The sequence below is a fragment of the Rathayibacter sp. Leaf296 genome, assembly GCF_001423045.1.
In the GTDB taxonomy this organism is placed as follows: Bacteria; Actinomycetota; Actinomycetes; order Actinomycetales; family Microbacteriaceae; genus Rathayibacter; species Rathayibacter caricis.
Genome location: NZ_LMNR01000001.1, coordinates 1,043,527 through 1,065,055, shown reverse-complemented (window position 1 = coordinate 1,065,055; position 21,529 = coordinate 1,043,527). Strand labels below are relative to the sequence as shown.

Below are 21,529 nucleotides of genomic sequence, written 5' to 3'. Positions count from 1 at the left end.
CGTGCCGGGCGGTCGATCAGCGCCGGATCGAGACGGCTGCGCTGCGCCCCTGGTTGCCCGCCGCGTCCGAGGCGCGGGCGGTGATGCTGTGCGTGCCCGCCGGATACCCGGACGTCGCGACCGTCAGACGCCACGTCCCGTCCGCCGCCTTCGCGGCGTCGCCCAGCTTCGTCGTCCCGCTCCAGAAGCTCACGCGGGTCGTCGCGACGTCGTCCGCGGCCGAGGCGACGAACGTGACGCTCGCTCCGACCGTCGTCCCGCCGGCCGGAGCGGTGATCCGGACCGACGGCGCGGTCGTGTCAGCGGCAGGAGTGGGAGCAGCGGTCGGGGTGGGCGTCGGGGTCGGAGTCGGAGTCGGAGTCGGAGTCGGCGCGGGAGTCGGCGCCGCGGTCGCGGTCGGCGCGGCCGTGGCGGTCGCACTCGGAGCCGGCACTCCCCCCAGCGGCAGCCCCCACGCCGCCCACAGGGCCGCCGCGATCCCGGCCTGTCCCGAGACGTTCGGGTGGAAGTAGTCCACCGTCGAGACATCGCTCAACGGGATCGGCATCCGCGTCACCGCACCGCCGTCCCAGAGGCACCGGTTCGCCGCCGCCGCGCACGCGGACGCCAGAGCGGAGTTGTACGCGGTCGTCCGCGCGGCCGCCGCGGCGACCGAGGCCGTGAACGCGTCCCCGGTCAACGGAGTGCCGTCGACGGCGACGCCCCTGGTCGTCCGGCAGAGCCCGACGCTCGCCCAGCGCGCGGCCCCCGGGCTCGACTGCACGGTGCTCCACTCCGCGGCGACGTCGGGGACGGAGCCCACGAGGATCGTCGCACCCGGCCACGCCGTGGCGATCCTCCGCATGATCCCCTTCGCGGAGGCGGCGAAGGCGCTCGCGGTCGTCATGGTGTAGCCGTCGCTCTGAGCGGTGTTCCGCGGGAAGCACAGGTCGTTCCCGCCGATGAGGAGGGTGACGGTGTCGGGCTTCGCGCCCGCCGCGACCGCCTGGTCGATGCGGGCGCCCACTCCCGAGATGAGGCTGCCCGACTTCGCCCAGTTCGCGACCGTCAGAGGAGTCGCCGGGTCGGCGGCCCGGAGGCGCGAGGCGATCGAGAGGACCCCGGCTGCCTCTCCGGTCGCCCAGTTGTTCTTCGTGCAGTCCGAGCTCGTCCCGCAGGTCGCCGCACCCCGCGAGATCGAGTCGCCGAGGGCGAGCAGCGACGTCGGGCTCGCGGCCTGGGCCGGCCCCGCGGTCAGCAGGCTCCCGAGCAGCGCCAGTGCCCCCAGAAGAGCGCCCGCGGCGCCCCACCGCGACCTGATGCTCGTCTTCGCCGTCATGTGCGCGGGTCTCCAGCATCTCGTTCGCGTCGCACCACTCGGGGCGACGGGAGCGACGCTCCTGACGACAGACAACCGCATCGACCCGCGCCGTGCCGAGGCGAGCCGCGGAGTCGACCCCATTCGGGGGGATCCCAGTGACGGAGGCGCCTCCGCACAGGAAGCGCCTCCGTCACTCGCGACGGCGTGACGTCAGAGTCCCGCGGGCTTCTCCGGAGTGACGAGCCACGCCTCGAAGAAGGCCGACAGATCCTGTCCCGAGACCTCCTCCGCGAGCTCCTGCAGATCGGCGGTGCTGACCGTCGAGTAGCGGTTCTCCGACGCCCAGCGCTTGAGCAGCACGGCGAACGCCTCCGCGCCGATCTCCTCGCGCAGCTCCACGAGCGTCAGCCCTCCGCGGGCGTAGACCGGGCCGTCGAACAGTCCGGTCGCCCCCGGGTCCGCCACCGCGGTCGACCAGAACGGGTCGTCCGCCGGGATCGCGGCGACCTGCGCCGCGGAGTCCGCGACACTCGTGCCGCCGGAGTGCTCCTCCCAGAGCCACTCCGCGTAGGTCGCGAAGCCCTCGTTCAGCCAGATATCCGACCACACGCCCGGAGTGGCGCTGTTCCCGTACCACTGGTGCGCGATCTCGTGCGCCACCGTCGACTCGTCCGCCCCGCCGGAGTAGAACGAGCGCCCCTGGGTCTCGAGCGCGTAGCCGATCTCCTCGTCGTCGACCACCGCGCCGCCCGATCGGAAGGGGTACGGGCCGAACACGGTCGAGAAGTAGTCGATGATGTCGCCCTGCTTCGCCAGCGCGGCCTCGGTCCCCGCCCGGACGTCGCCCGTGATGTCGCGATCGATCGCGTCGACGGTCACGACGCCGCCGCGGGTGGAGCGGACCAGGTCGTAGTCGCCGATGTTCACCATGGCGAGGTAGCTCGCCATGGGGCTCGTCTCGACCCAGCTCGACGTGGTCCAGCCCTTCGAGGTGGTGGGCGACCCCACCGGGACGCCGTTCGCGACCACGGTCCGCCCCTCCGGGACCGTGATGGTGAAGGTGTAGCGGGCCTTGTCGGCCGGGGAGTCGTTGACGGGATACCAGGTGGACGCGCCGTTCGGCTCGCTCGCGACGAGCGCGCCGTCGCTGGTCGACCACCAGCCGAACGGAGCACCCGTGTCGTCCACAGGATTACCGGTCGTCCCCGCGTACTCGATGTTCACCAGAGTCGGCGCGCCCTTCTTCAGCGAGCGGGCCGGAGTGACGATCAGCTCCGCTCCCCGCTGAACGAAGGCCGCCGAGCGCGTGTTCACCGTGACCTTCGACACCGTCAGCCCTGTCAGGTCGAACGACAGCGACCGCAGATCCTGGGTCGGAGCGAGCGTGACGAGCGCGCGCCCGCCGAGGGCGCGGGTGGCCGGGTCGTACTTCAGCACGAGGCTGTAGCTCAGGGCGTCGAACCCCGTGCTACCGAGGCCGGGGAAGTACGGATCCCCCGCGCTGGTGCCGCCGTCGACGGCGCGGGCCGTCGACGAGGGCGCCGCAACGGCTGCGGGAGCGAGGAGGAGCGAGGACACGACCAGCGCGCCGAGCGCGTGGGCTGCACGGAGTCTCATGCGCCGACGATACCCGCCGCAGGTTTCCTGCCTGTTTCTCCGCAGCGCCGACCGGAGTCACCCCGAGAAGGGATCGCGACGAGATGCAGCGACCCGCCACACGTACCCCCCTAGTAGGGCTCCAGCGCGCCGCCGCACTGCTCCGCGCACCGCCGGGCTCCTACCGTGGATCGACCGCGGGTATCGGCTCTCGGCGTCAGCCCGCCGGGAGCATCAGCGAATGCGTCAGTCCATCCTCCGTTCACTCGTCGCCGCCGCGGTCCTCGTCGCGGGCGCCGGGCTCACCGTCGTGACGGCCACTCCCGCCGCGGCCGCACCGGCGTTCTCCACCCCCTGCTTCAGCTCGTCGACGATCGTGCAGCAGTCGGAGTACACGGTGCCGGCGGGAGTCGGCACCGTCCGGGCGGTCCTGAGCGGGCAGAACGGCCAGAGCACCGCCCCCAACCGCATCAACGCGCCGATCGCCGCACCCGGCTCCTCCGGTGGACGCGGCTCCACCCTGACCGTCGAGGTCGCCGTGACCCCCGGCCAGGTGCTGCAGCTCGGTCGCCTCGTCGGCGCCCCCGCCGGAGGTGGTCCGACCGACTTCTTCCTCCCGGGAGGCGCCGGCGGCGACGCTCAGTACCTGTCGACCGTGGGCGCCGACGGCTGCCAGCACGCGCTCGCCGTCGCGGGGGGCGGCGGCGGCGGCGGAGGCACCACCGCCCGCGGCGGCGACGCCGACGCGGGGTCGGGAGCGACGGGCGGCGAGAACGGAGGATCGAACCGTGCGGTCGACGGCGCGGGCGGCGGCGGGGCCTCGGCGAACTCCGGTGGCGGTGCGGGAGCAGCGGGCTACGACCGCTTCGGCTCGTGCGCCGACGGCTCGTCCGGCCGGTCGGGAGCGTTCCTGAACGACGGCGACGGCGGCACGGTGGGCGAACTGCGCCCGAGGACGAACCCCTCCTGCGACACCTTCAACTTCTCCGGTGGCGGCGGCGGCGCCGGCTGGTTCTACGGAGGCGGCGGCGGCTCCTCCTACACCGGCGGCAGCGGGGCCACCCGTCAGGCCGTCAACCACCCGGGCGCCGGCGGCGGCGGTTCCAGCTACGTCGACGGCGCCGCGACCCGGATCTCGCAGACCGCGGGCCCCGCATCCGGCAGCCCGGTGGTCGCTCCGGTGTACGACACCGCCGTGACCGTCAGCAAGACCCCGGACTACTCGACGGCGGGTCAGGAGGTCGTCATCACCGCCCGCGTCACCGTCCCCGCCCTCGGCCGCCCCGCGCCCGCCGGCGGGATCGTCGAGGTCCTGACCGCTCTGGGAACGACGAGGCTCACGATCGACGCGAACGGCGAGGCCGTCCTGCGGACCAGGGACCTCCCCACGGGGTGGAACGACGTGCGCGCGCACTACCCGAGCACCATCACCTCGGTCGAGGCGGGTCGCGAGAGCTGGTCTCCGCTCCCGGCGCTCCGGCACGAGGTCCGGGTCTGCGCGCCGGCACCGGTGATCACTCGGCAGCCCGCGGACATCAGGGGGACGACCAAGTTCCCGTACATGGTCACGCTCGGAGTGAGCGTCTCCCCGGTCTTCGGAGGGATGCCGACGGTCACCTGGCAGTCCTCACGCGACGACGGACGCACCTGGACCGACGTCGCGAGCCGGGCCGGCGTCTTCGACGACGGGACCGCGTTCGTCGAGTCCGGCTCCGACACCCCGGGGTCCGTCAAGTACCGCGCGACCCTCACCACCTGCGGAGGAAGCGTGGTCAGCCAGCCGGCGACCGTCTCCGTCATGGGCGCCCGGTTCGACCTCTCGACGCTCCCGCCGAAGATCTACGGCGACTCGTTCGACATCAGCGGCTACGCCCAGGCGGTCTCCGTGCCGCAGCGCTCGGTCGTCTTCGTCAGCCGGACGGCCGGCACCTGCTCCGTGACCGGCTCGACGGTGACGGTCCTCCATGCCGGTGTCTGCACGATCGCCGCGGACCTCGACCAGATGACGTCCGAGGGCTACGCCCGCGAGGTGCTGCAGAGCTTCACGGCGGGCCGGCGCCCTCTGACGGTGACCGCGAACTCGGTCGACCACCCGCGCGGCTCCCCGGCGCCCGCCTTCACCTGCCGGGCGCCGTTCATCGGCTCGGACACCTGGATCACCCCACCCTCGGTGACCGTGTTCCGGGCGCTCGTCTCGGGCGACGGCGACGTCACCTACCGCGCGGTCGCCAACTGGCAGAGCCTGTCGTTCACCTCCTACGTCCTGCGCTGCAGCGGCGGGACCGTGAGCAGCGACTACACGATCGACGGGTACCGGAGCGGCACGCTCACCATCGTCGCTCCGCTCCCGGTGGTCCCGAAGGTCACCGCGGACTCGCCGACCACGACCTACGGGCAGACACCCCCGACGATCTCCGGAACCGCCTCCGCCGGTCTCTCCGGCTCCCTCTCCTGCGGCGCGTACGCCACCGGCGACACGTCCTTCACCTCGCCCCTCACCCTCACCGCGTCGACGCCGGCGGGGCGCTACACCACCCACTGCAGCGGGCTGAGCAACCCCGGCGGAGCCCTGACCGTCGTCGACGGTGTTCTCACCGTGGCGAAGGCGAGCGTCACGGTCACCGCGAGCAGTCCCGGGATCCAGGCGTACGGCACTCCGACCGCCCCGCGGGTCGACTGCGCCACGTCGGGCCTCGTCGGCTCCGACCGCCTCCTGACCGAGCCCACCGGCGTCGTCCTGTCGGGAGTGCAGAAGATCACCGTCGGGGCCTCCACCCCCGTCGGTTCCTACGTCACGCAGTGCGAGGGAGGCGCCGCGGGCGCCGACTACGTCCTCACGACCGTTCCGGGCTCCTTCTCGATCGGCGACCGCACGGCCCCCGTCCTCACGGTGCCCGGTTCCGTCGTGGCCGACGCGACCGGCGTCTCGGGGGCCGTGGTCACCTTCGCCTCCTCCGCACAGGACGCGACGGACGGCGCGGTCGCCTCGACCTGCGCGCCCGCCTCGGGCAGCACCTTCGCCATCGGGGACACGGCCGTCGACTGCTCCGCCGTCGATGCCGCCGGCAACGTGCAGCGGAGCCGCTTCACCGTCACGGTGACCAGGCTCGCGCAGTCGGTCGCGTTCACGTCCGAACCGCCCGCAGCCGCCGTCGCGCTCGGGACCGTCACGCCGACGGCGACCGGTGGCGCGTCCGGCAACCCCGTGGTGCTCGGCGCATCGGGTTCGTGCGCGGTCGACGGTGCGGTCGTGGTCCTCCTCCGCGGCGGCGACTGCACGATCACGGCCGACCAGGCGGGCGACGGCACCTACGCCCCTGCACAGGCGTCCCAGACGTTCACCGTCGCCAAGGCTCCCCAGGCGCTCGTCGCCGACCTGCCCACGACCGCGGAGCCGGGCAGCACCCTCGCGCTGACCGCGACGGCGACGTCGGGACTGCCGGTCGCGTACTCGGCGTTCGCCGACTGCACCGTCGACTCCCACCCGGGCAGCGCCCCGACCATCACCTTCGCGCCGAACTCCCGGTGCGGACTGCGACTCTCGCAGCCCGGTGACGAGGTCTACGCCGCCGCCGAGGACGTGATCCGGACGATCTCCGTCGGGCGTTCCGCGCAGACGATCACCTTCACCTCCACGCCGCCCGAGCGGGCCTTCGAGGGTCAGACCTACACGGTCTCGGCCACCGGCGGCGGCTCGAGCGCTCCGGTGACGTTCTCGGTCGACGAGAACGGCGACTGCACCCTCGCCGACGACGTCGTGTCGTTCTCGGGCGACGGGTCCTGCACGATCACGGCCGACCAGCAGGGGGACGAGCGCCACAGCGACGCTCCCCCGGTCCGCCAGACCATCATCGTCGGCACCCCCGAGGGCAACCTCGCGTTCGGGAGCGACGCGCCCCGGGGCGCGTCCGCCTTCGAGACCTACCGGCCCGTGATCGTGCCGGGCCCCTCGACGGGCGTCCCGACGCTGACGGCGTCCGGCGCCTGCTCGGTGACGAGCGACGGCTCGGTGCGCAACGACGAGGCCGGACTCTGCCGTCTCCGGCTCGAGCAGCCGGGCGACGGCTACTGGCCGGCCCGGGTGGCGTTCCAGAGCTACTCCGTCGCCCTCCTCCCGCAGACGCTGACCTTCACCTCAGCGGCACCGGCGGCTCCGGTGGTCGGCAGCACCTACACGCCGATCGTGACCGGAGGAACCGGCCCGGCGCCGTTCCTGCGAGCAGCGGACGCGTGCGAGGTCGCCGACGGCGTCGTCACCTTCACGCGGACGGGGCTCTGCACCGTCACCGCGCACCAGGACGGAGACGCGGCGCACGAGAGCGCGCCTGCGCAGATCCAGACCATCGAGGTCCGCAGCCGGACCGCGCAGGAGCTCGCCTTCACCTCCGCCGCGCCGGCGGGCGTCGTGGGCGGCGCGACGTACACGCCGACGATCCGCGCCGGAGGCTCCAGCGCCCCCGTCCGTCTGGACACGACGAGCCCTGCGGTGTGCTCGGTGTCGAGCGGCACAGTGGCCTTCCTCGCAGCGGGCACGTGCGAGCTCACCGCCGACCAGGCGGGCGACGCGACCCACGATCCCGCACCGCAGGTCACGCAGCAGGTGCGCGTGTCCGCCGCGGCGACGCCTCCGAAGAAGGCGCAGACCCTCGCGTTCACGACCACCGTGCCGAGCTCACCCGAGCGCGGCATCGCCTACCCCGTCGCGGCCGCTGCGACCTCCGCGCTCCCGGTCAGGTTCCTCGTGAGCGGCAGCTGCACCCTGACGTCGACCGGTACCGGTACCGCCACGGTGCGACTCACGGGGTCGGCGGCCTGCACCGTCCGCGCGACGCAGGCCGGTGACGCCACCTGGCGCGCGGCGCCCTCCGTCGCGCAGACCCTGCAACTGCGAGCAGGCACGCGCGCGGACCTGACCGTCGCCCTCGCGCCGAGACCGGGCCTGCCCGCGACCGCACCGCTCGCCGGCACGATCACCGTGCGCAACGTCGGCACGCGGGATGCGGCGACCACGACGACGCGGGTCGTCGTCACGGGCACCGTCGCCAGCGCCCCCGGAGCCGTGCGGAGACCGGGCGCGACCAAGGGCACGACCGTCCTGACCTGGACCGCACCCCGCGTGTCCGCCGGGCAGAGCATCACCTACACGGTGACCCTCGCCGACCGCCCGAGCTCGACCACGATCGAGGCGAGGACGTCCACCGCGCTCAGCGACCCGACTCCGGCGAACAACACGGTGAAGCGGACGATCAAGTAGCGGCTCCAGGAGCGAAGGATCCGGTCGACCCGGGCGGACGCTGCGGTGCAGCGTTCGACCCGGGTCGGCGCGCACGAGGCCTGCACCGTCGACACGAACGAGCCGTTCGCCGCGTTCGCCGTTCAGCTCGCCGCACACGAGAGAAGCACCACTCGAAGCAGCGATTCTCGGACCGTCGCCCACCTCTAGGAGGCCAGCGACCACTGAACAGCGCTGACATTCTCTGGCGAGGGTTTCAGCGAAAACTCCCTGGTGCCCCGATCTGCAACTAATCAAAAAAGATGGGAGCGCGCCCTGGTAGCCGCCAGGACGGGAATCAACAGGGGTGAGGAGCCGGATGCACCTACTCCCCCAGTTGGCGTGCAGGCCCTCCGTCAGCGCCAGGTGCGGCTGTCCGACGAGCAGAAGGTCAAGCTGGCCGCTGAGTACGTCGCTGGCGGGAACATCCGGCAGCTCGCAGTGTCGTGGGGCGTGAGCCGAGAAGCAGTGCGGTCAGCACTCAGGCAGCAGCACGTTCCGGTGCGTCAGGTTGTGCTGACCGATCGGCAGCTGGAGGACGCTGTTTCACTGAAGACGCGAGGTTGGTCGCTGAACCAGCTTGATGCGCTCTACGGCGTCGATCTGAAGACGATGAGGGCGAGGCTCCAGTCGCGGGCTCAAGAATCGGAGTAGAGACGACCGACGCCTTTGTGTCGTCCCGTACGTAGTCCGGGTTCTCCATCTGCCACCGCACGAGGGCGAGGATCGCGCGGACGAGCTTCTTCTTGTCAGTGCGCTGCGCGATGGGCACGATGCTGGACGCTCCCCCGCCGCGATTCGAGTCGTGGTGCTTGGCTTCAGAGACAGAGCCGTGAGCCAGCGGTGGACTGCGGTGCCGGCGAACGATCTCCTCGCGCTGCTCGTCCGTGACGTCGTGGCTCGGGAGGCAGTGATGAAGGCGCCCTCGATCAGCTTGAAGCTCTTGCCTACTTCGTTGCGCATCAAGGGGTGCTTCACGTCGAGCTCCTTGCAGTGCTCGACGAACTCCTCCTCTCCGTAGTCACGGTCCGCGGCGTAGTACTCACGGAGATCGAACTGCTTTGTCAGGTTGAGCAGAGCAAAGAAGATCTGCAGACTATGGTCTTGGAAGACCAGCCGAAGGAATTGATGGCAGCGGAAGTGCTCAGCTGAATCGACTCGCGGCACCTACTTGAACTCGGCCAACGCGGTGGCAGCGTCCTTCAACAGTTGAGGCAAGTCTGCCAAATCTGCATCTATAACTGCATTGCGATAGGCGTAGAGATCCTTCTTCGAACGTGAAACGACGTCTCCACCGTTGGCTGTGAGTTCTGTGACAAACGAGGGCCATGCAGCCAATTCGCCCTCCAGGTCATCGTGCCAGAAGATGTATTTGTCTGACACCGTTGTTGGAGCGCCGAACACATGAGGAGTTGCTCCTGCCCGAGAAGTAGCTGCAGGCAGCCACGCGATTATGTCTTCCGTGGATTTCTTGTGGGAACCATGCGCATCAGCTTGCTTCGCAGTATCCGTCGGGTGTTTACGTGCCGCGCCCTCAAAGTCTCCATCGGCTACCACAAATACGGGAATCCCCAGAGCAGTAAGAATCTCTCGGGGAATCCGAATCGCTTCCTTACTTGATACCTCCAGGACCGAGAGGCCTCGAGCATCTAGGTCTAAGTCGAGTCGCGCGCAAATTGCCTCCAGCACTGCGCGGTCCGTCTCGCCCTCAACTAGCGCAACAGCATCAGCAAAGAAGCCTTCTGAGAATTCAGTCGGCACTCGTTTCTCAACAACCTTGCTTATTTTTGTGGAAGCAAGACCTGTTGCGGCCGCAATAGCCGAAGCGCTCGTGCTAGCGATTGCACTGACACCTGCGGAAATAGTGAATCGCCGGAGTGACTCGAAATAGTCTGGGCGCACAAAGTAGGGACTATGGGTCGCAATAACCACCTGGACATTAACCTGTTTGCTGAGCTCAGTCAAAGTGCGCGCGAAGGCACGTGCACGAATCGGGTGCTGATAAATCTCAGGTTCCTCGATACAGACGATCAGTACAGGTAGGTTCGCGAGCTCCTCGACCAAACGTTGCGCAGTATCCGCTTCATCCTCTCCGTCTAGCGGCTCGTGATTCCTCCTCGTGAGTTCGTCGTCCGGAACCAGAGCCTGAAACATCGAGATCATTACTGCTCGCTGCACTCCGTGACCCTGTCGCCCAATATCATTAGTTACACCGTCAATGGTCACATCTGTGCTGACAACAGCTTCAGACTTCGGCGTCCAATCGGGGACCTTCGGAGTGAGATCGATTTTCGCATTTGGTATCAATGCATTGAGGCGCTGGTTTACCCGCTCCGCTTGGGTACGGGTCGAACCTTCAACGCTGGACGTGATCTTTTTCTTCAATTCCTTGATGGCGTCTTCGTTCTCCACGAACCACTCCGCTTGAGCTCGCGCTCCGGCTTCCGCCATTAAGGCTCCGATCAACTCGTTCAATGTTGATCCTTTTCCTGCCGACCCTACGTCCGATGAGATATTAGTTGCGGCCGGAACCAGTACAAGACGAACACATTCGCGCATCACATTTGCGCCATTAATACCGAACATGTGATTGGCGTCATTGTCAGCCACAGCCTCGAGTTGGTCGGAATTGGTGAGATTAGACTCCCATCGCGAAAGCTCCTCGGTAATCTGGACTTTCGTCGGAGAGGAGCCAAGGTCAACGAGATCGGTCAAGGTGTCCCGCGCTTTTGCGTAGGCAGGACGTAGATCCGTGACTTTCGTCATCGCACGAATCTCCGCAAACCCTGGACCTTGCATAGCATTGCCTACGATCTTTTCTTTCTCACCTACTCGCCACGTTCGCCTGAAGGTGGCCGACCTGCCTCGACCGTATTCCTTTAGTCGCTTGCGGTCAGCATCCGTTAGACCAGTGAATGTCACGGCCACTTCTACGAAGCAATCTTCGGGTGCCATCTGCCCTTCGACATAGCCGCTTACATCTGAAGCCGAGATGGTGCCGCCGTTGAAGAACCAGTCGAGGGCGTACAACACCGAAGACTTGCCCGACCCATTTGCGCCAACAAGCGCAATGTAGTCATCGAAGTCGATCGACACATCTTTAAGACTCCGATAATTCTTGATTTGTACTTTGCTGATCTGCATACGACCCGTCCCCCATTGAATGCATTGATTATGACACACTACTAGCAATTTCGATCTGTGGATAAATTTTCAGAGGTAGTGGTTCCGCGAAAAGCGCACAGAACACGTACCGGGAGCCTTGCAGCACCGGCCAATGCAAAATGGTCGACAGAAGTGACGTCGCTTGCAAATGCATTAGGTAATTCTACCTTCGTACCGGTTTCAACAAAAAAGACCGCTCGCTAGTGCGTACGGCCTCTTTTACGGCGCACATGATAATGATAACCATGATAGTTCTGGTGCACCTATCTGCAACAAATCAAAAAAGATGGGAGCGCGCGCTGGGGGCGGACGGCCGCCTGGCCGTTTTGGTCGCCAGTCCGGCTTCACCCAGGAATCGAATTACTCAGTGCCGGGCATTACCGGAAATCCACTCAAATGGAAATTTCTACGGGCTCGTAGATCGGGACATTCCTACAAACTGTGCAGATGACTCGTTCGAAGTCGGGCGAGATCTACCTCTACTTCTACTGCTCAGCGCGTCAGGCGAAGTGGAACGATTGCACACAGAAGGCCGTCCTCATCCACGTCGTGGAGGAGAAGGTCGTCGAGGTATACAAGAAGAGTCTCCGGCTCGACCGCATAGCTCGCGCCGACCTCGAGCGCCTGTTCGACGACGAGCTCGTGGCCACTCGAGGCGACGCCGAGCGCCGACGAGCACAGATCAAGACGGACTTAGAGCGTCTCGAACGCGAGCAGCTGCGGCTCCTTCAGGCTCACTACGCAGACGCGATCTCGCTCGACCTGTTCAAGAAGGAGCAGGACCGCATCCGCGCTGAGCGGACAATCGCCGAGCGAGACGAAGCGAGGCTCACCCAGGACGTGGCCGATGTCGAGCACGCGATCCGGCTCGCCCTCGAGGTGACCGCGGAGTGTGCCAGCGCTTACGGCTGGGCACCCGACCACGTGAAGAGGCTCTTCAATCAAGTCTTCCTCGCGCGTGTTCTCGTTCACGCGGACGAGACCATCACCGTCGAGTTGAACGAGCCGTTCGCCACGATCGCCTCGTCCGCCGTTCAGCTCTCCGCACACGAAAAAAGCACCACTCGAAAGAGTGGTGCTCGGACCCTCACCAGCTTCCTGGAGGCCGAGATCGGCGCCGATCCGGCGTTTTTCTCTAGCAAGGGTTTTAGTAACGACCTGTGGGTGCCCCTGGAGGGACTCGAACCCCCAACCTGCTCCTTAGGACGGAGTCGCTCTTCCATTGAGCTACAGAGGCTGGCCGAGCCAGTGTACCCGTCGGCCGGGCCGAGCTCGCAGCCCGCGGTTGACAGCACCGGACAGACCTGCTTGGTTAGTTACTGCACCAACTAACCACCGAACCACCGCCCAGCAGGAAGGAGCACCCATGGACGACTCCCGGCCGATCTTCCTGCAGATCGCCGAGCAGATCGAGAACGACATCATCGCGGGGGCGCTCCCCGAAGAGACCCAGGTCCCCTCGACCAACGAGTTCGCCGCGTTCCACCGCATCAACCCGGCCACGGCCGGCAAGGGCGTGAACCTGCTCGTCGACGACGGGGTCCTCTACAAGAGGAGAGGCATCGGGATGTTCGTGGCCGAGGGCGCCCGCGACCGGCTGGTCGAGAAGCGCCGCACCCAGTTCCGCGACCAGTTCGTCGCACCGCTGCTCGCCGAGGCCGCCAAGCTCGGCCTCACCCGCGAGGAGCTCGCCACCATGATCAGCGAAGGGGGATCGCGATGAGCGCGGTCATCGAGGTCGCCGGCCTCAGCAAGCACTACGGCAGCATGCACGCCGTCAGCGACGTGAGCTTCACGCTCGAGGAGAACCGGATCCACGGCCTCCTCGGCCGCAATGGAGCCGGCAAGACGACGCTGATGTCGCTCCTCACCGGTCAGGAGTTCGCCAGTTCCGGCGACATCCGCGTCTTCGGCTCGTCTCCTGTCGAGAACGCCGCCGTGCTCTCGCGCACCTGCTTCATCAAGGAGAGCCAGAAGTACCCCGAGGACTTCAAGGTGAAGCACGTCCTGCGCAGCGCCCGCTGGTTCTTCGAGGGCTGGGACGACGACTTCGCGCACCAGCTCGTCGAGGAGTTCCGCCTGCCGCTCGACCGCCGCGTCAAGAAGGTCAGCCGTGGGCAGCTCTCGGCGATCGGCGTGATCGTCGGGCTCGCCTCCCGTGCACCCCTGACCTTCTTCGACGAGCCCTACCTCGGACTCGACGCGGTCGCCCGCCAGCTCTTCTACGACCGCCTGCTCGCCGACTTCGCCGAGCACCCGCGCACCGTCATCCTCTCCACTCACCTGATCGACGAGGTGAGCAACCTGCTCGAGCACGTCCTCGTCATCGACGACGGCCGGCTCGTCGTCGACAGCGATGCGGAGGAGCTGCGCGGCTCGGCCGCGACCGTCGTCGGCACCCGCAGCGCGGTCGACTCCTTCACCGCCGGCCGCGAGGTGCTCTCCCGCAGCGGAGTCGGCGGCCTCGCCTCCGCCACGCTCCCCCGCCTCGACGCCCCCGAGCGCGCACAGGCGGCCGCCCTCGGGCTCGAGCTCGAGCCCGTCTCCCTCCAGCAACTCGTCGTGCAGCTCACGAGCACCACCCCCTCCGGGAAGGACGCATCATGACCACCACCGCCCCTGTGCGGAGCCTCGGCAGCTCCGACCGCCTGCTCCGCATAGTCCGCCTGCACTTCGCCAACCCGGCGACGCTGCTCTACACGCCGCTCGGGATCCTCGCCGCGATCTTCCTCGGCAGCCTCGCGATCTTCTGGGTCGTGCTCCGCACGATCGGCGTCGACCGCGCCGGCGGCGAGTCCGGCGTGCAGGTGTCCGGACCCGGCGCCTTCATCTTCATCTACATGCTCGTCGTCGCGATCCAGGCGGTGAACATCACCTTCGGCCTGGCGCTGGGCTACGGATCCACGCGGCGCGACTTCTACTGGGGCAGCGCTCTCACCTTCCTCCTCCTCTCCGCCGGCTGGACCGCGCTCTACACCGTCATGGCCGCGATCGAGTCGGCGACGAACGGCTGGGGCATGGGCGGGATCCTGTTCCGGGTCGTCGGCTTCGGCGACATCTCGTGGATCGAGCGGGCGTTCGGCGTCTTCGTCCTGTTCCTGTTCTTCTTCTTCGTCGGAGCCGCCGCCGCCTCCGTGTACGTGCGGTGGCGGGCCCTCGGCATGACGGTCCTCTGGATCGGCCTGGGCGCCCTGGCCGTCGCCGCGATCGCCCTGATCAGCCTCACCGGTTCTTGGGACGTCGTCTGGCGCACCGTCGACGCCGTCGGCCCCACCGGCGGATTCGCGCTGCTCCTCGTGCCCACCGCGATCGCCGCGCTCAGCGGCTGGCTGATCCTCCGCCGCGCCACACCCCGCGGCTGAAGCGATCGCATCCGACCGTCCCGAGCGCGAGCGCCGCAAGGCCCTACCGCGCGGGGCGGCCGGATGCGAGCGTGGCGTCATGGCCGCATCCTCGATCACCGCGCTCCCCTCCGCCTCCGAGCACACCTGGGCCGCCCGCGACGCGGACGCCCCGCTGACGCCGGAGACCCTCGAGACCGTCGACGCCTGGTGGCGCGCCGCCAACTACCTTGCCGTCGGCCAGATCTACCTGCTCGCGAACCCGCTGCTCACCGAGCCGCTCACCCGCGATCACATCAAGCCGCGCCTTCTCGGCCACTGGGGCACGACTCCCGGCCTCAACCTGATCTACGCGCACCTCAACCGCGCCATCCGCGAGCGCCACCAGTCGACCCTCTACATCACGGGCCCCGGCCACGGCGGCCCCGGCATGGTCGCGAACGCCTACCTCGACGGCACCTACAGCGAGATCTACTCGCACATCGACGAGTCCGAGGACGGGCTGCGCAAGCTCTTCCGCCAGTTCAGCTTCCCCGGCGGCATCCCCAGCCACGCCGCTCCCGAGACCCCGGGCAGCATCCACGAGGGCGGCGAGCTCGGCTACGCGCTGAGCCACGCCTACGGAGCCGCCTTCGACAACCCCGACCTGCTCGTCGCCGCGGTCGTCGGCGACGGCGAGGCCGAGACCGGCCCGCTCGCCACCAGCTGGCACTCGAACAAGTTCGTGAACCCCGCCACCGACGGAGTGGTCCTGCCGATCCTGCACCTGAACGGCTACAAGATCGCGAACCCCACGATCCTCGCGCGCATCCCGCACGAGGAGCTCGAGAGCCTCCTCCGCGGCTACGGGCACGAGCCCTTCCTCGTCGAGGGCGGCTTCGACGGCGAGGATCCCATGCGCGTGCACGAGCGCTTCGCCGAGGTGCTCGACACGGTGCTCGACCGCATCGCCGCGATCAAGCAGCGCGCCGCCGCCGGCGATCTGACGCGGCCCGCCTGGCCGATGATCGTCCTCAAGACCCCGAAGGGCTGGACCTGCCCCGCCGAGATCGACGGCGTGCAGGTCGAGGGCACCTACCGCGCCCACCAGGTGCCGCTCGCCAACGCCCGCGACACCGAGGAGCACACCCGTCTGCTCGAGGACTGGCTCCGCTCCTACCGCCCCGAGGAGCTCTTCACCGAGAGCGGAGAGATCGCCGAGCGCGTCCGCTCCCTCGCTCCCGAGGGCGAGCTGCGGATGAGCGCCACGCCGCACGCCAACGGCGGCCTCCTGCGGCAGACCCTGAACCTGCCCGATTTCCGCCGCTACGAGGTCGTCGTCGAGTCCCCCGGCGGCACGGTCGCCGAGGCGACGAAGGTGCTCGGCGAGTGGCTCGCCGACGTCATCCGCGCCAACCCCGTCAACTTCCGGATCTTCGGACCCGACGAGGTCGCGAGCAACCGCCTGCAGAGCGTCTACGCCGCCACCGACAAGCAGTGGGAGGGAGAGCTCAGCCCGCTCGACGACCACCTGGCCCGCGCGGGCCGGGTCATGGAGGTGCTCTCCGAGCACCAGTGCCAGGGCTGGCTGGAGGGGTACCTCCTCACCGGCCGCCACGGGCTCTTCACCTGCTACGAGGCCTTCATCCACATCATCGACTCGATGTTCAACCAGCACGCGAAGTGGCTGAACGGCACCCGCGAGATCGAGTGGCGCCGACCGATCGCGAGCCTCAACTACCTGCTCTCGAGCCACGTCTGGCGCCAGGACCACAACGGCTTCAGCCACCAGGACCCCGGCTTCATCGACCACGTCGTCAACAAGAAGCCGGAGGTGGTGCGCGTCTACCTGCCGTTCGACGCCAACACGCTGCTCTCGGTCTACGACCACTGCCTCCGCAGCGTCGACTACGTCAACGTGGTCGTCGCCGGCAAGCAGCCCGCCCCGGCCTGGCTGACGATGGACGAGGCCGTCGCCCACTGCACCCGCGGCCTCGGCATCCTCGAGTGGGCGAGCAACGAGCGGCAGGGCGAGTCCCCGGATGTCGTGCTCGCCTGCGCGGGCGACGTCCCGACCCTCGAGACCCTCGCCGCGGTGAGCATCCTGCGCGAGAAGCTCCCGGACCTCGCGATCCGCACGGTCAACGTCGTCGACCTCATGCGCCTGATGTCCGAGTCCGAGCACCCGCACGGCCTCTCGGACCGCGAGTTCGACGCGGTCTTCACCCCCGACCGCCCCGTCGTCTTCGCGTACCACGGCTACCCGTGGCTGATCCACCGCCTGACCTACAAGCGGACCGGCCACCAGAACCTGCACGTGCGCGGCTACAAGGAGAACGGCACCACCACCACTCCGTTCGACATGGTGATGCTGAACGACCTCGACCGCTACTCGCTGGTGATCGATGTCATCGACCGCACCCCCGGACTCGGCGCCCGCGCCGCCGGCCTCCGCCAGGAGATGCAGGACGCCCGCATCCGCGCCCGCGCCTACACCCGCGAGTTCGGCGAGGACCTCCCCGAGGTCGCGAACTGGACTTGGTCCGGCGAGCGCTCCGGCAACGCCAGCACGGCGACCGGAGGCGACAACGAATGACGCGGCGCGAGGGACGCCCTCCACGGCGTTGTCGTCGGGCGCGATACCGCCGGCATCGCTTCCTCCTCCGCCTTGCGGAGAACGCCCCTCGCACCGCGTCCGGTAGAACACTGCTCGCGTCCCATGGAGCCCCCGCGAGATGCCACTTCAGTACGCGGCACGCCGGCAGACTCGTACCGGAGTGGCATCTCGCAGCTCAGGCGGCCGGAGCTAGGTAGCCGTTCCACTCCGGTTCCATGCGCTCCGCTCCGCGCACGAGCCAGGAGCCGGCACGCGGCACGCGCGGTACCGTGCGCAGGTGCCAGCCCATCTCGGCGGGCGTGCGGTCGCTCTTGGTGTTGTTGCAGCGGTGGCAGCAGGCGACGAGGTTCTCCCAGGTGTCCCGTCCGCCCCGCGACTTCGGCTGGATGTGGTCGATGGTGTTCGCGTGCATCCCGCAGTAGCCGCAGCGGTGGTTGTCGCGCCGCAGCACCCCGCGCCGCGAGACGGGCACCGTCCGCGAGTTCGGGATCCGCACGTAGCGGGTCAGCAGGATCACGGACGGCCGCACGTAGTCGCCGGTCGCCCCGTGCACCGGATTGTCCTCGTCGGCCGCGATGACGGTCGCCTTCTCCGTCATCAGCAGGACGAGTGCCCGCTTGAACGAGACGACCGCGAGCGGCTCGTAGCCCGCGTTGAGAACCAGAGTGCGCATCAGTGACCTCCGAACAGGCGTCGTCCGTCGCACCGCGGCAGCACCCCGGACGCGAAGAAGGGCGCCGTCGCGTGGACGGCGCCCTTCTGGGCCGCGGCTGAGCACCGCGTCGAGTCGTGGTGGCGTATCCGAGTGTCGGAGGAGTGCACCGAGGCGGAGAGGATCCCCGCCCGGATCGAGTCGGTCCGCCGCACGCGCGAACGCAGCCCCACGCAGTGGTGCCCGTTCCGCTCGGTCATCCCGGCACTCCGTCCCTCGACGAACCGCTCCGCTGGTACGGCGGAGTGGGGTTCAGAGTATTCCTTCCGGCGCGAAACACCAGAGGTTCGCCCGAATTCGTCATCCGCATTTCACACCGCGTCCCCCGCGGACGCGAACGAGCCCGCCCCCGGAGAGGGAGCGGGCTCGTCGACGGGCGTCCGGGCTCAGCCCGGGATGCGCACGATGTAGTAGTCGGACGTCCAGATCGGCTGCACGCGGACGCTCGCTCCGGCGTAGGGCGCGTGCAGGATGTTGCCGTTGCCCGCGTAGAAGCCGTCGTGACCGGGCATGATCACCAGGTCGCCGGGCTGCGCCTCCGACACGGGGATCCGGGTGCCCATCGCGGCCTGTCCCGCTGCGGAGTGCGGCATCGAGATGCCGTACTGCGCGAAGACGTACATGACGAGACCGGAGCAGTCGAAGCCGCTCGGGTCCGCTCCGCCGAAGACGTAGGGCACGCCCTGGTACTGCAGGGCGGTGTTGTACACGGCCGAGAGGCTGTAGCCGGTGGTCGGCGCCGACGCGGCGAGCTCGGCGGCCGACGCGCCGTCGTACGAGTTGAACGTCTCGGCGGTCTCCGCGCGGGCGGTCTCGACGTCCGAGGTGTCGGCGACCGGCTCGACGACGGGCTCCGGCTCGGGGGGCGGCGGGGGCGGAGGAGCCGCCTCTGCCGAGAAGCCGTCGCGCGCGATCGCGGCCTGCACGACGCTGCCCGCGACGGCGACGGTCTGCGCCTCGCCCTGACGGAGGAGGTCGGCCTGCGACGCGGCGAACGGGCTGTCGACGTCGGTCCCCGGGGAGAACGCGTAGGCGGGGAGCGCCATGGTCGCGACGAGCGCGCCGGCGAACCCGACGATCGCGACCTTGCCGAGCTTCCGGCCGCGGTGCCGGCGCGGGGTGCCGGCGGGCGACGGGACGAAGTCGGTCACGTCGCGCTGGCGGGCCGGAGCGGTCGGGACCGCACGGCGGGCGACGGGAGCCTCGGAGTGGAACCGCGCGCGCACGACGGGCGGCTGGTTCTCGAAGGAGGCGGTGCTGCGGGGGCTGTTCGGGTGGGTGGAGCGGTACCGGTCGGGGCTGCCGGTGGTGTCGTTCTCGGCCAAAGGGGTGGACCTCCGCGTCCCGTCAGCCCAGGCGGCTGTCCCGTCTCATGCACGAAGCATCGATGTTCACGGTGGTCCGAGACGGGCAGGGGGACGTCGGATTCCGCGCCCTGGAACCGGGGTCCGGATGCAGGGCTCCCCAGAGCGTATGCGACCGTTACCGATTTGTCACCATTCGACGCGGCCCGATCACGACATCGGCGTGCGAGCTGTCCCGGGATGCGCTAGGAGCGCATCCAGCGCTCGCCCAGGCGCCGCTCGGGCACCCGTCGTCAGACGACGAGGAAGATGTGCGCCGCGACCTCGTTGGGGAGCTCGATGCCCGCTTCCGCGCCGTCGATGCGCACGAGGACGTAGCCGTTCAGGGCCGAGAACTCGCCCTCGGCTCCGGGCATGACGCCCGACTGCTTCAACTGGAGCAGCAGCTCGGGATCGACCTGCGCCGGCTCCCCGAGACGACGGACCACTCCGCGCTTGGGCTCGGTCGAACCGGCGACGAAGCGGGGCAGGCTGATGACGCCGTCCGCGAAGCGCGACGCCGGGGTGTCGCCGAGCTCGTCGAGACCCGGGATCGGGTTGCCGTAGGGCGACTCGGTCGGGTGGTCGAGCATCTCGAGGAGTCGGCGCTCGACCTGCTCGCTCATGACGTGCTCCCAGCGGCAGGCCTCCTCGTGCACGAACTCCCAGTCGAGCTTGATGACGTCGTGGAGGAGCCGCTCGGCGAGGCGGTGCTTGCGCATGACGTGGATCGCCTTGCGGCGCCCGTCGGTGGTGAGCTCGAGGTGGCGGTCTCCGGAGACGACCACGAGACCGTCGCGCTCCATGCGTCCGACGGTCTGCGAGACGGTCGGTCCCGAGTGGCTCAGACGCTCCGAGATGCGCGCACGGAGGGGGATGATGTTCTCCTCCTCGAGCTCCAGAATGGTGCGCAGGTACATCTCGGTGGTGTCGATCAGATCCGTCATCTCAGCCTTCCCGTCTCGGCGCGCTCAACCTTACTGGGCACCGTGTCGCAACATCCGCGAAGCCGCACGGCGCCAGGCCTTCGTCACTCGAAGGAGGGGGCGAGCCGGGAACCCTAGTATTAACGCATGCCGGACGTCACCATTCCTCGCGAGCTCCTCCCCCACGACGGACGATTCGGCTGCGGCCCGTCCAAGGTGCGGCACGACCAGCTCGCGCACCTCGCGACCGAGGGCGCGCACCTCCTCGGCACGTCGCACCGGCAGGCGCCGGTCAAGAACCTGGTCGGCCGAGTGCGCGAGCACCTCGCGACGCTGTTCGACGTCCCCGAGGGCTACGAGGTCCTGCTCGGCAACGGCGGCTCGACCGCGTTCTGGGATTCGGCCGCCTTCTCGCTCATCGAGCGCCGCGCCGAGAACCTGACCTTCGGCGAGTTCGGCCAGAAGTTCGCGAAGGCCGCGTCCGCGCCGTTCCTCGAGCCGGCGCACGTGATCTCGGCCCCGGCCGGCTCGCGGAGCGAGGTCGAGGTCCTCGAGGGCGTCGACGTCTACGCCTGGCCGCACAACGAGACCTCGACCGGAGTGATGGCGCCCGTCACGCGCGTCCACGGCGACGAGGGCGCGCTCACCGTGATCGACGCGACGAGCGCCGCCGGCGGCATCGACTTCGACGCCTCGCAGGCCGACGTGTACTACTTCGCGCCGCAGAAGAACTTCGCCAGCGACGGCGGCCTCTGGTTCGGCCTCTTCTCCCCCGCCGCCGTCGAGCGCGTCGAGCGCATCGCGGCGAGCGGGCGGTACATCCCCGAGTTCCTGAGCCTCAAGAACGCCGTCGACAACTCGCGCCTGAACCAGACGCTCAATACGCCCGCGCTCGCGACGCTCCTGCTGATGGAGTCGCAGCTCGACTGGATGAACGGCAACGGCGGCCTCGCCTGGGCGTCGGCGCGGACCGCCGAGTCCTCGTCCGCGATCTACGACTGGGCCGAGGCCTCGTCCGTCGCGACCCCCTTCGTCGAGGTGCCCGAGCACCGCTCGCAGGTCGTCGCCACCGTCGACTTCGACGCGTCGATCGACGCCGCGCTGATCGCGAAGATCCTCCGCGCCAACGGCATCGTCGATACCGAGCCGTACCGCAAGCTCGGGCGCAACCAGCTGCGCATCGCCACCTTCACGGCGATCGAGCCCGACGACGTCCGGTCGCTGCTGAACTGCATCGACCACGTCATCGAGCGCCTGGCCGACTGAGGGGCGGGCGGA

General features: G+C 68.8%; 15 protein-coding genes and 1 tRNA gene. 8 read left to right on the top strand and 8 right to left on the bottom strand.

From position 1 onward, the window contains the following. Positions 1 to 16 precede the first annotated feature (16 nt). Together ASF46_RS19565 and ASF46_RS04905 are read right to left on the bottom strand one after the other, a co-directional pair. Positions 17 to 1,318, bottom strand: coding sequence for a GDSL-type esterase/lipase family protein (locus ASF46_RS19565; RefSeq protein ID WP_056866615.1), 1,302 nt, complete (start codon positions 1,316 to 1,318; stop codon positions 17 to 19). A 192-nt stretch (positions 1,319 to 1,510) separates the two neighbouring features. After that, positions 1,511 to 2,917: a M1 family metallopeptidase gene (locus ASF46_RS04905; protein ID WP_056866614.1), complete on the bottom strand. Its 1,407-nt coding sequence runs from the start codon at positions 2,915 to 2,917 to the stop codon at positions 1,511 to 1,513. 220 nt (positions 2,918 to 3,137) lie between these two features. Between ASF46_RS04905 and ASF46_RS04900 the strand changes: the two genes are divergently transcribed. The 3 genes from ASF46_RS04900 (at position 3,138) to ASF46_RS19105 (ending at position 9,320) form a co-directional block, all read left to right on the top strand. Further along, positions 3,138 to 8,150, top strand: coding sequence for an HYR domain-containing protein (locus ASF46_RS04900; protein WP_056866613.1), 5,013 nt, complete (start codon positions 3,138 to 3,140; stop codon positions 8,148 to 8,150). Positions 8,151 to 8,510: 360 nt separating this feature from the next. Beyond that, positions 8,511 to 8,822, top strand: coding sequence for a hypothetical protein (locus ASF46_RS04895; RefSeq protein WP_056866612.1), 312 nt, complete (start codon positions 8,511 to 8,513; stop codon positions 8,820 to 8,822). A gap of 315 nt (positions 8,823 to 9,137) precedes the next feature. Continuing rightward, entirely contained in the window at positions 9,138 to 9,320 is a 183-nt protein-coding gene (locus ASF46_RS19105) for a hypothetical protein (RefSeq protein WP_157602212.1), read from the top strand. 15 nt (positions 9,321 to 9,335) lie between these two features. Here ASF46_RS19105 and ASF46_RS18755 read toward each other — a convergent pair whose 3' ends face one another. The 3 genes from ASF46_RS18755 to ASF46_RS04885 form a co-directional block, all read right to left on the bottom strand. Next, positions 9,336 to 11,312 (bottom strand): AAA family ATPase, encoded by a 1,977-nt coding sequence (locus ASF46_RS18755; protein ID WP_082485252.1) that lies wholly within the window; start codon positions 11,310 to 11,312, stop codon positions 9,336 to 9,338. Between the two features lie 714 nt (positions 11,313 to 12,026). Continuing rightward, positions 12,027 to 12,305 (bottom strand): hypothetical protein, encoded by a 279-nt coding sequence (locus ASF46_RS19560; protein ID WP_056866611.1) that lies wholly within the window; start codon positions 12,303 to 12,305, stop codon positions 12,027 to 12,029. Positions 12,306 to 12,498: 193 nt separating this feature from the next. After that, positions 12,499 to 12,570, bottom strand: a tRNA-Arg gene (locus ASF46_RS04885). A gap of 129 nt (positions 12,571 to 12,699) precedes the next feature. Between ASF46_RS04885 and ASF46_RS04880 the strand changes: the two genes are divergently transcribed. The 4 genes from ASF46_RS04880 (at position 12,700) to ASF46_RS04865 (ending at position 17,249) form a co-directional block, all read left to right on the top strand. After that, a complete protein-coding gene (locus ASF46_RS04880) occupies positions 12,700 to 13,056 on the top strand; it encodes a GntR family transcriptional regulator (RefSeq protein WP_055787762.1) in 357 nt (118 codons plus the stop codon). Then, positions 13,053 to 13,940, top strand: coding sequence for an ABC transporter ATP-binding protein (locus ASF46_RS04875; RefSeq protein WP_056866610.1), 888 nt, complete (start codon positions 13,053 to 13,055; stop codon positions 13,938 to 13,940). The genes ASF46_RS04880 and ASF46_RS04875 overlap by 4 nt, the downstream gene beginning before the upstream one ends. Then, positions 13,937 to 14,695, top strand: a complete 759-nt coding sequence (locus ASF46_RS04870) for a hypothetical protein (RefSeq protein WP_056866609.1) — start codon at positions 13,937 to 13,939, stop codon at positions 14,693 to 14,695. Before ASF46_RS04875 ends, ASF46_RS04870 begins: the two co-directional genes overlap by 4 nt. A gap of 79 nt (positions 14,696 to 14,774) precedes the next feature. Next, positions 14,775 to 17,249, top strand: coding sequence for a phosphoketolase (locus tag ASF46_RS04865; protein ID WP_157602210.1), 2,475 nt, complete (start codon positions 14,775 to 14,777; stop codon positions 17,247 to 17,249). A gap of 196 nt (positions 17,250 to 17,445) precedes the next feature. Here the strand turns inward: ASF46_RS04865 and ASF46_RS04860 are convergent, their stop codons facing one another. The 3 genes from ASF46_RS04860 to ASF46_RS04845 form a co-directional block, all read right to left on the bottom strand. Next, a complete protein-coding gene (locus ASF46_RS04860) occupies positions 17,446 to 17,943 on the bottom strand; it encodes an HNH endonuclease (protein WP_056866608.1) in 498 nt (165 codons plus the stop codon). Between the two features lie 425 nt (positions 17,944 to 18,368). After that, complete coding sequence (locus tag ASF46_RS04850; protein WP_056866606.1) at positions 18,369 to 19,307, bottom strand: C40 family peptidase; 939 nt, start codon at positions 19,305 to 19,307, stop codon at positions 18,369 to 18,371. A gap of 272 nt (positions 19,308 to 19,579) precedes the next feature. Further along, complete coding sequence (locus ASF46_RS04845; RefSeq protein ID WP_055787743.1) at positions 19,580 to 20,272, bottom strand: metal-dependent transcriptional regulator; 693 nt, start codon at positions 20,270 to 20,272, stop codon at positions 19,580 to 19,582. A 126-nt stretch (positions 20,273 to 20,398) separates the two neighbouring features. Here ASF46_RS04845 and serC point away from each other — a divergent pair, with 126 nt between their 5' ends. Further along, positions 20,399 to 21,517 carry a phosphoserine transaminase gene (gene serC, locus ASF46_RS04840; RefSeq protein WP_056866605.1) on the top strand — a complete coding sequence of 373 codons (1,119 nt, stop codon included), beginning with the start codon at positions 20,399 to 20,401 and terminating at the stop codon, positions 21,515 to 21,517. Positions 21,518 to 21,529: the final 12 nt, after the last annotated feature.

Excerpts from the sequence above, each read along its gene's own strand:
- ASF46_RS19565 (WP_056866615.1), bottom strand. The coding sequence starts at position 1,318 with ATGACGGCGAAGACGAGCATCAGGTCGCGGTGGGGCGCCGCGGGCGCT.
- ASF46_RS04905 (WP_056866614.1), bottom strand. The coding sequence starts at position 2,917 with ATGAGACTCCGTGCAGCCCACGCGCTCGGCGCGCTGGTCGTGTCCTCG.
- ASF46_RS04900 (WP_056866613.1), top strand. The coding sequence starts at position 3,138 with ATGCGTCAGTCCATCCTCCGTTCACTCGTCGCCGCCGCGGTCCTCGTC.
- ASF46_RS18755 (WP_082485252.1), bottom strand. The coding sequence starts at position 11,312 with ATGCAGATCAGCAAAGTACAAATCAAGAATTATCGGAGTCTTAAAGAT.
- ASF46_RS04880 (WP_055787762.1), top strand. The coding sequence starts at position 12,700 with ATGGACGACTCCCGGCCGATCTTCCTGCAGATCGCCGAGCAGATCGAG.
- ASF46_RS04875 (WP_056866610.1), top strand. The coding sequence starts at position 13,053 with ATGAGCGCGGTCATCGAGGTCGCCGGCCTCAGCAAGCACTACGGCAGC.
- ASF46_RS04870 (WP_056866609.1), top strand. The coding sequence starts at position 13,937 with ATGACCACCACCGCCCCTGTGCGGAGCCTCGGCAGCTCCGACCGCCTG.
- ASF46_RS04865 (WP_157602210.1), top strand. The coding sequence starts at position 14,775 with ATGGCCGCATCCTCGATCACCGCGCTCCCCTCCGCCTCCGAGCACACC.
- ASF46_RS04860 (WP_056866608.1), bottom strand. The coding sequence starts at position 17,943 with ATGCGCACTCTGGTTCTCAACGCGGGCTACGAGCCGCTCGCGGTCGTC.
- ASF46_RS04845 (WP_055787743.1), bottom strand. The coding sequence starts at position 20,272 with ATGACGGATCTGATCGACACCACCGAGATGTACCTGCGCACCATTCTG.
- serC (WP_056866605.1), top strand. The coding sequence starts at position 20,399 with ATGCCGGACGTCACCATTCCTCGCGAGCTCCTCCCCCACGACGGACGA.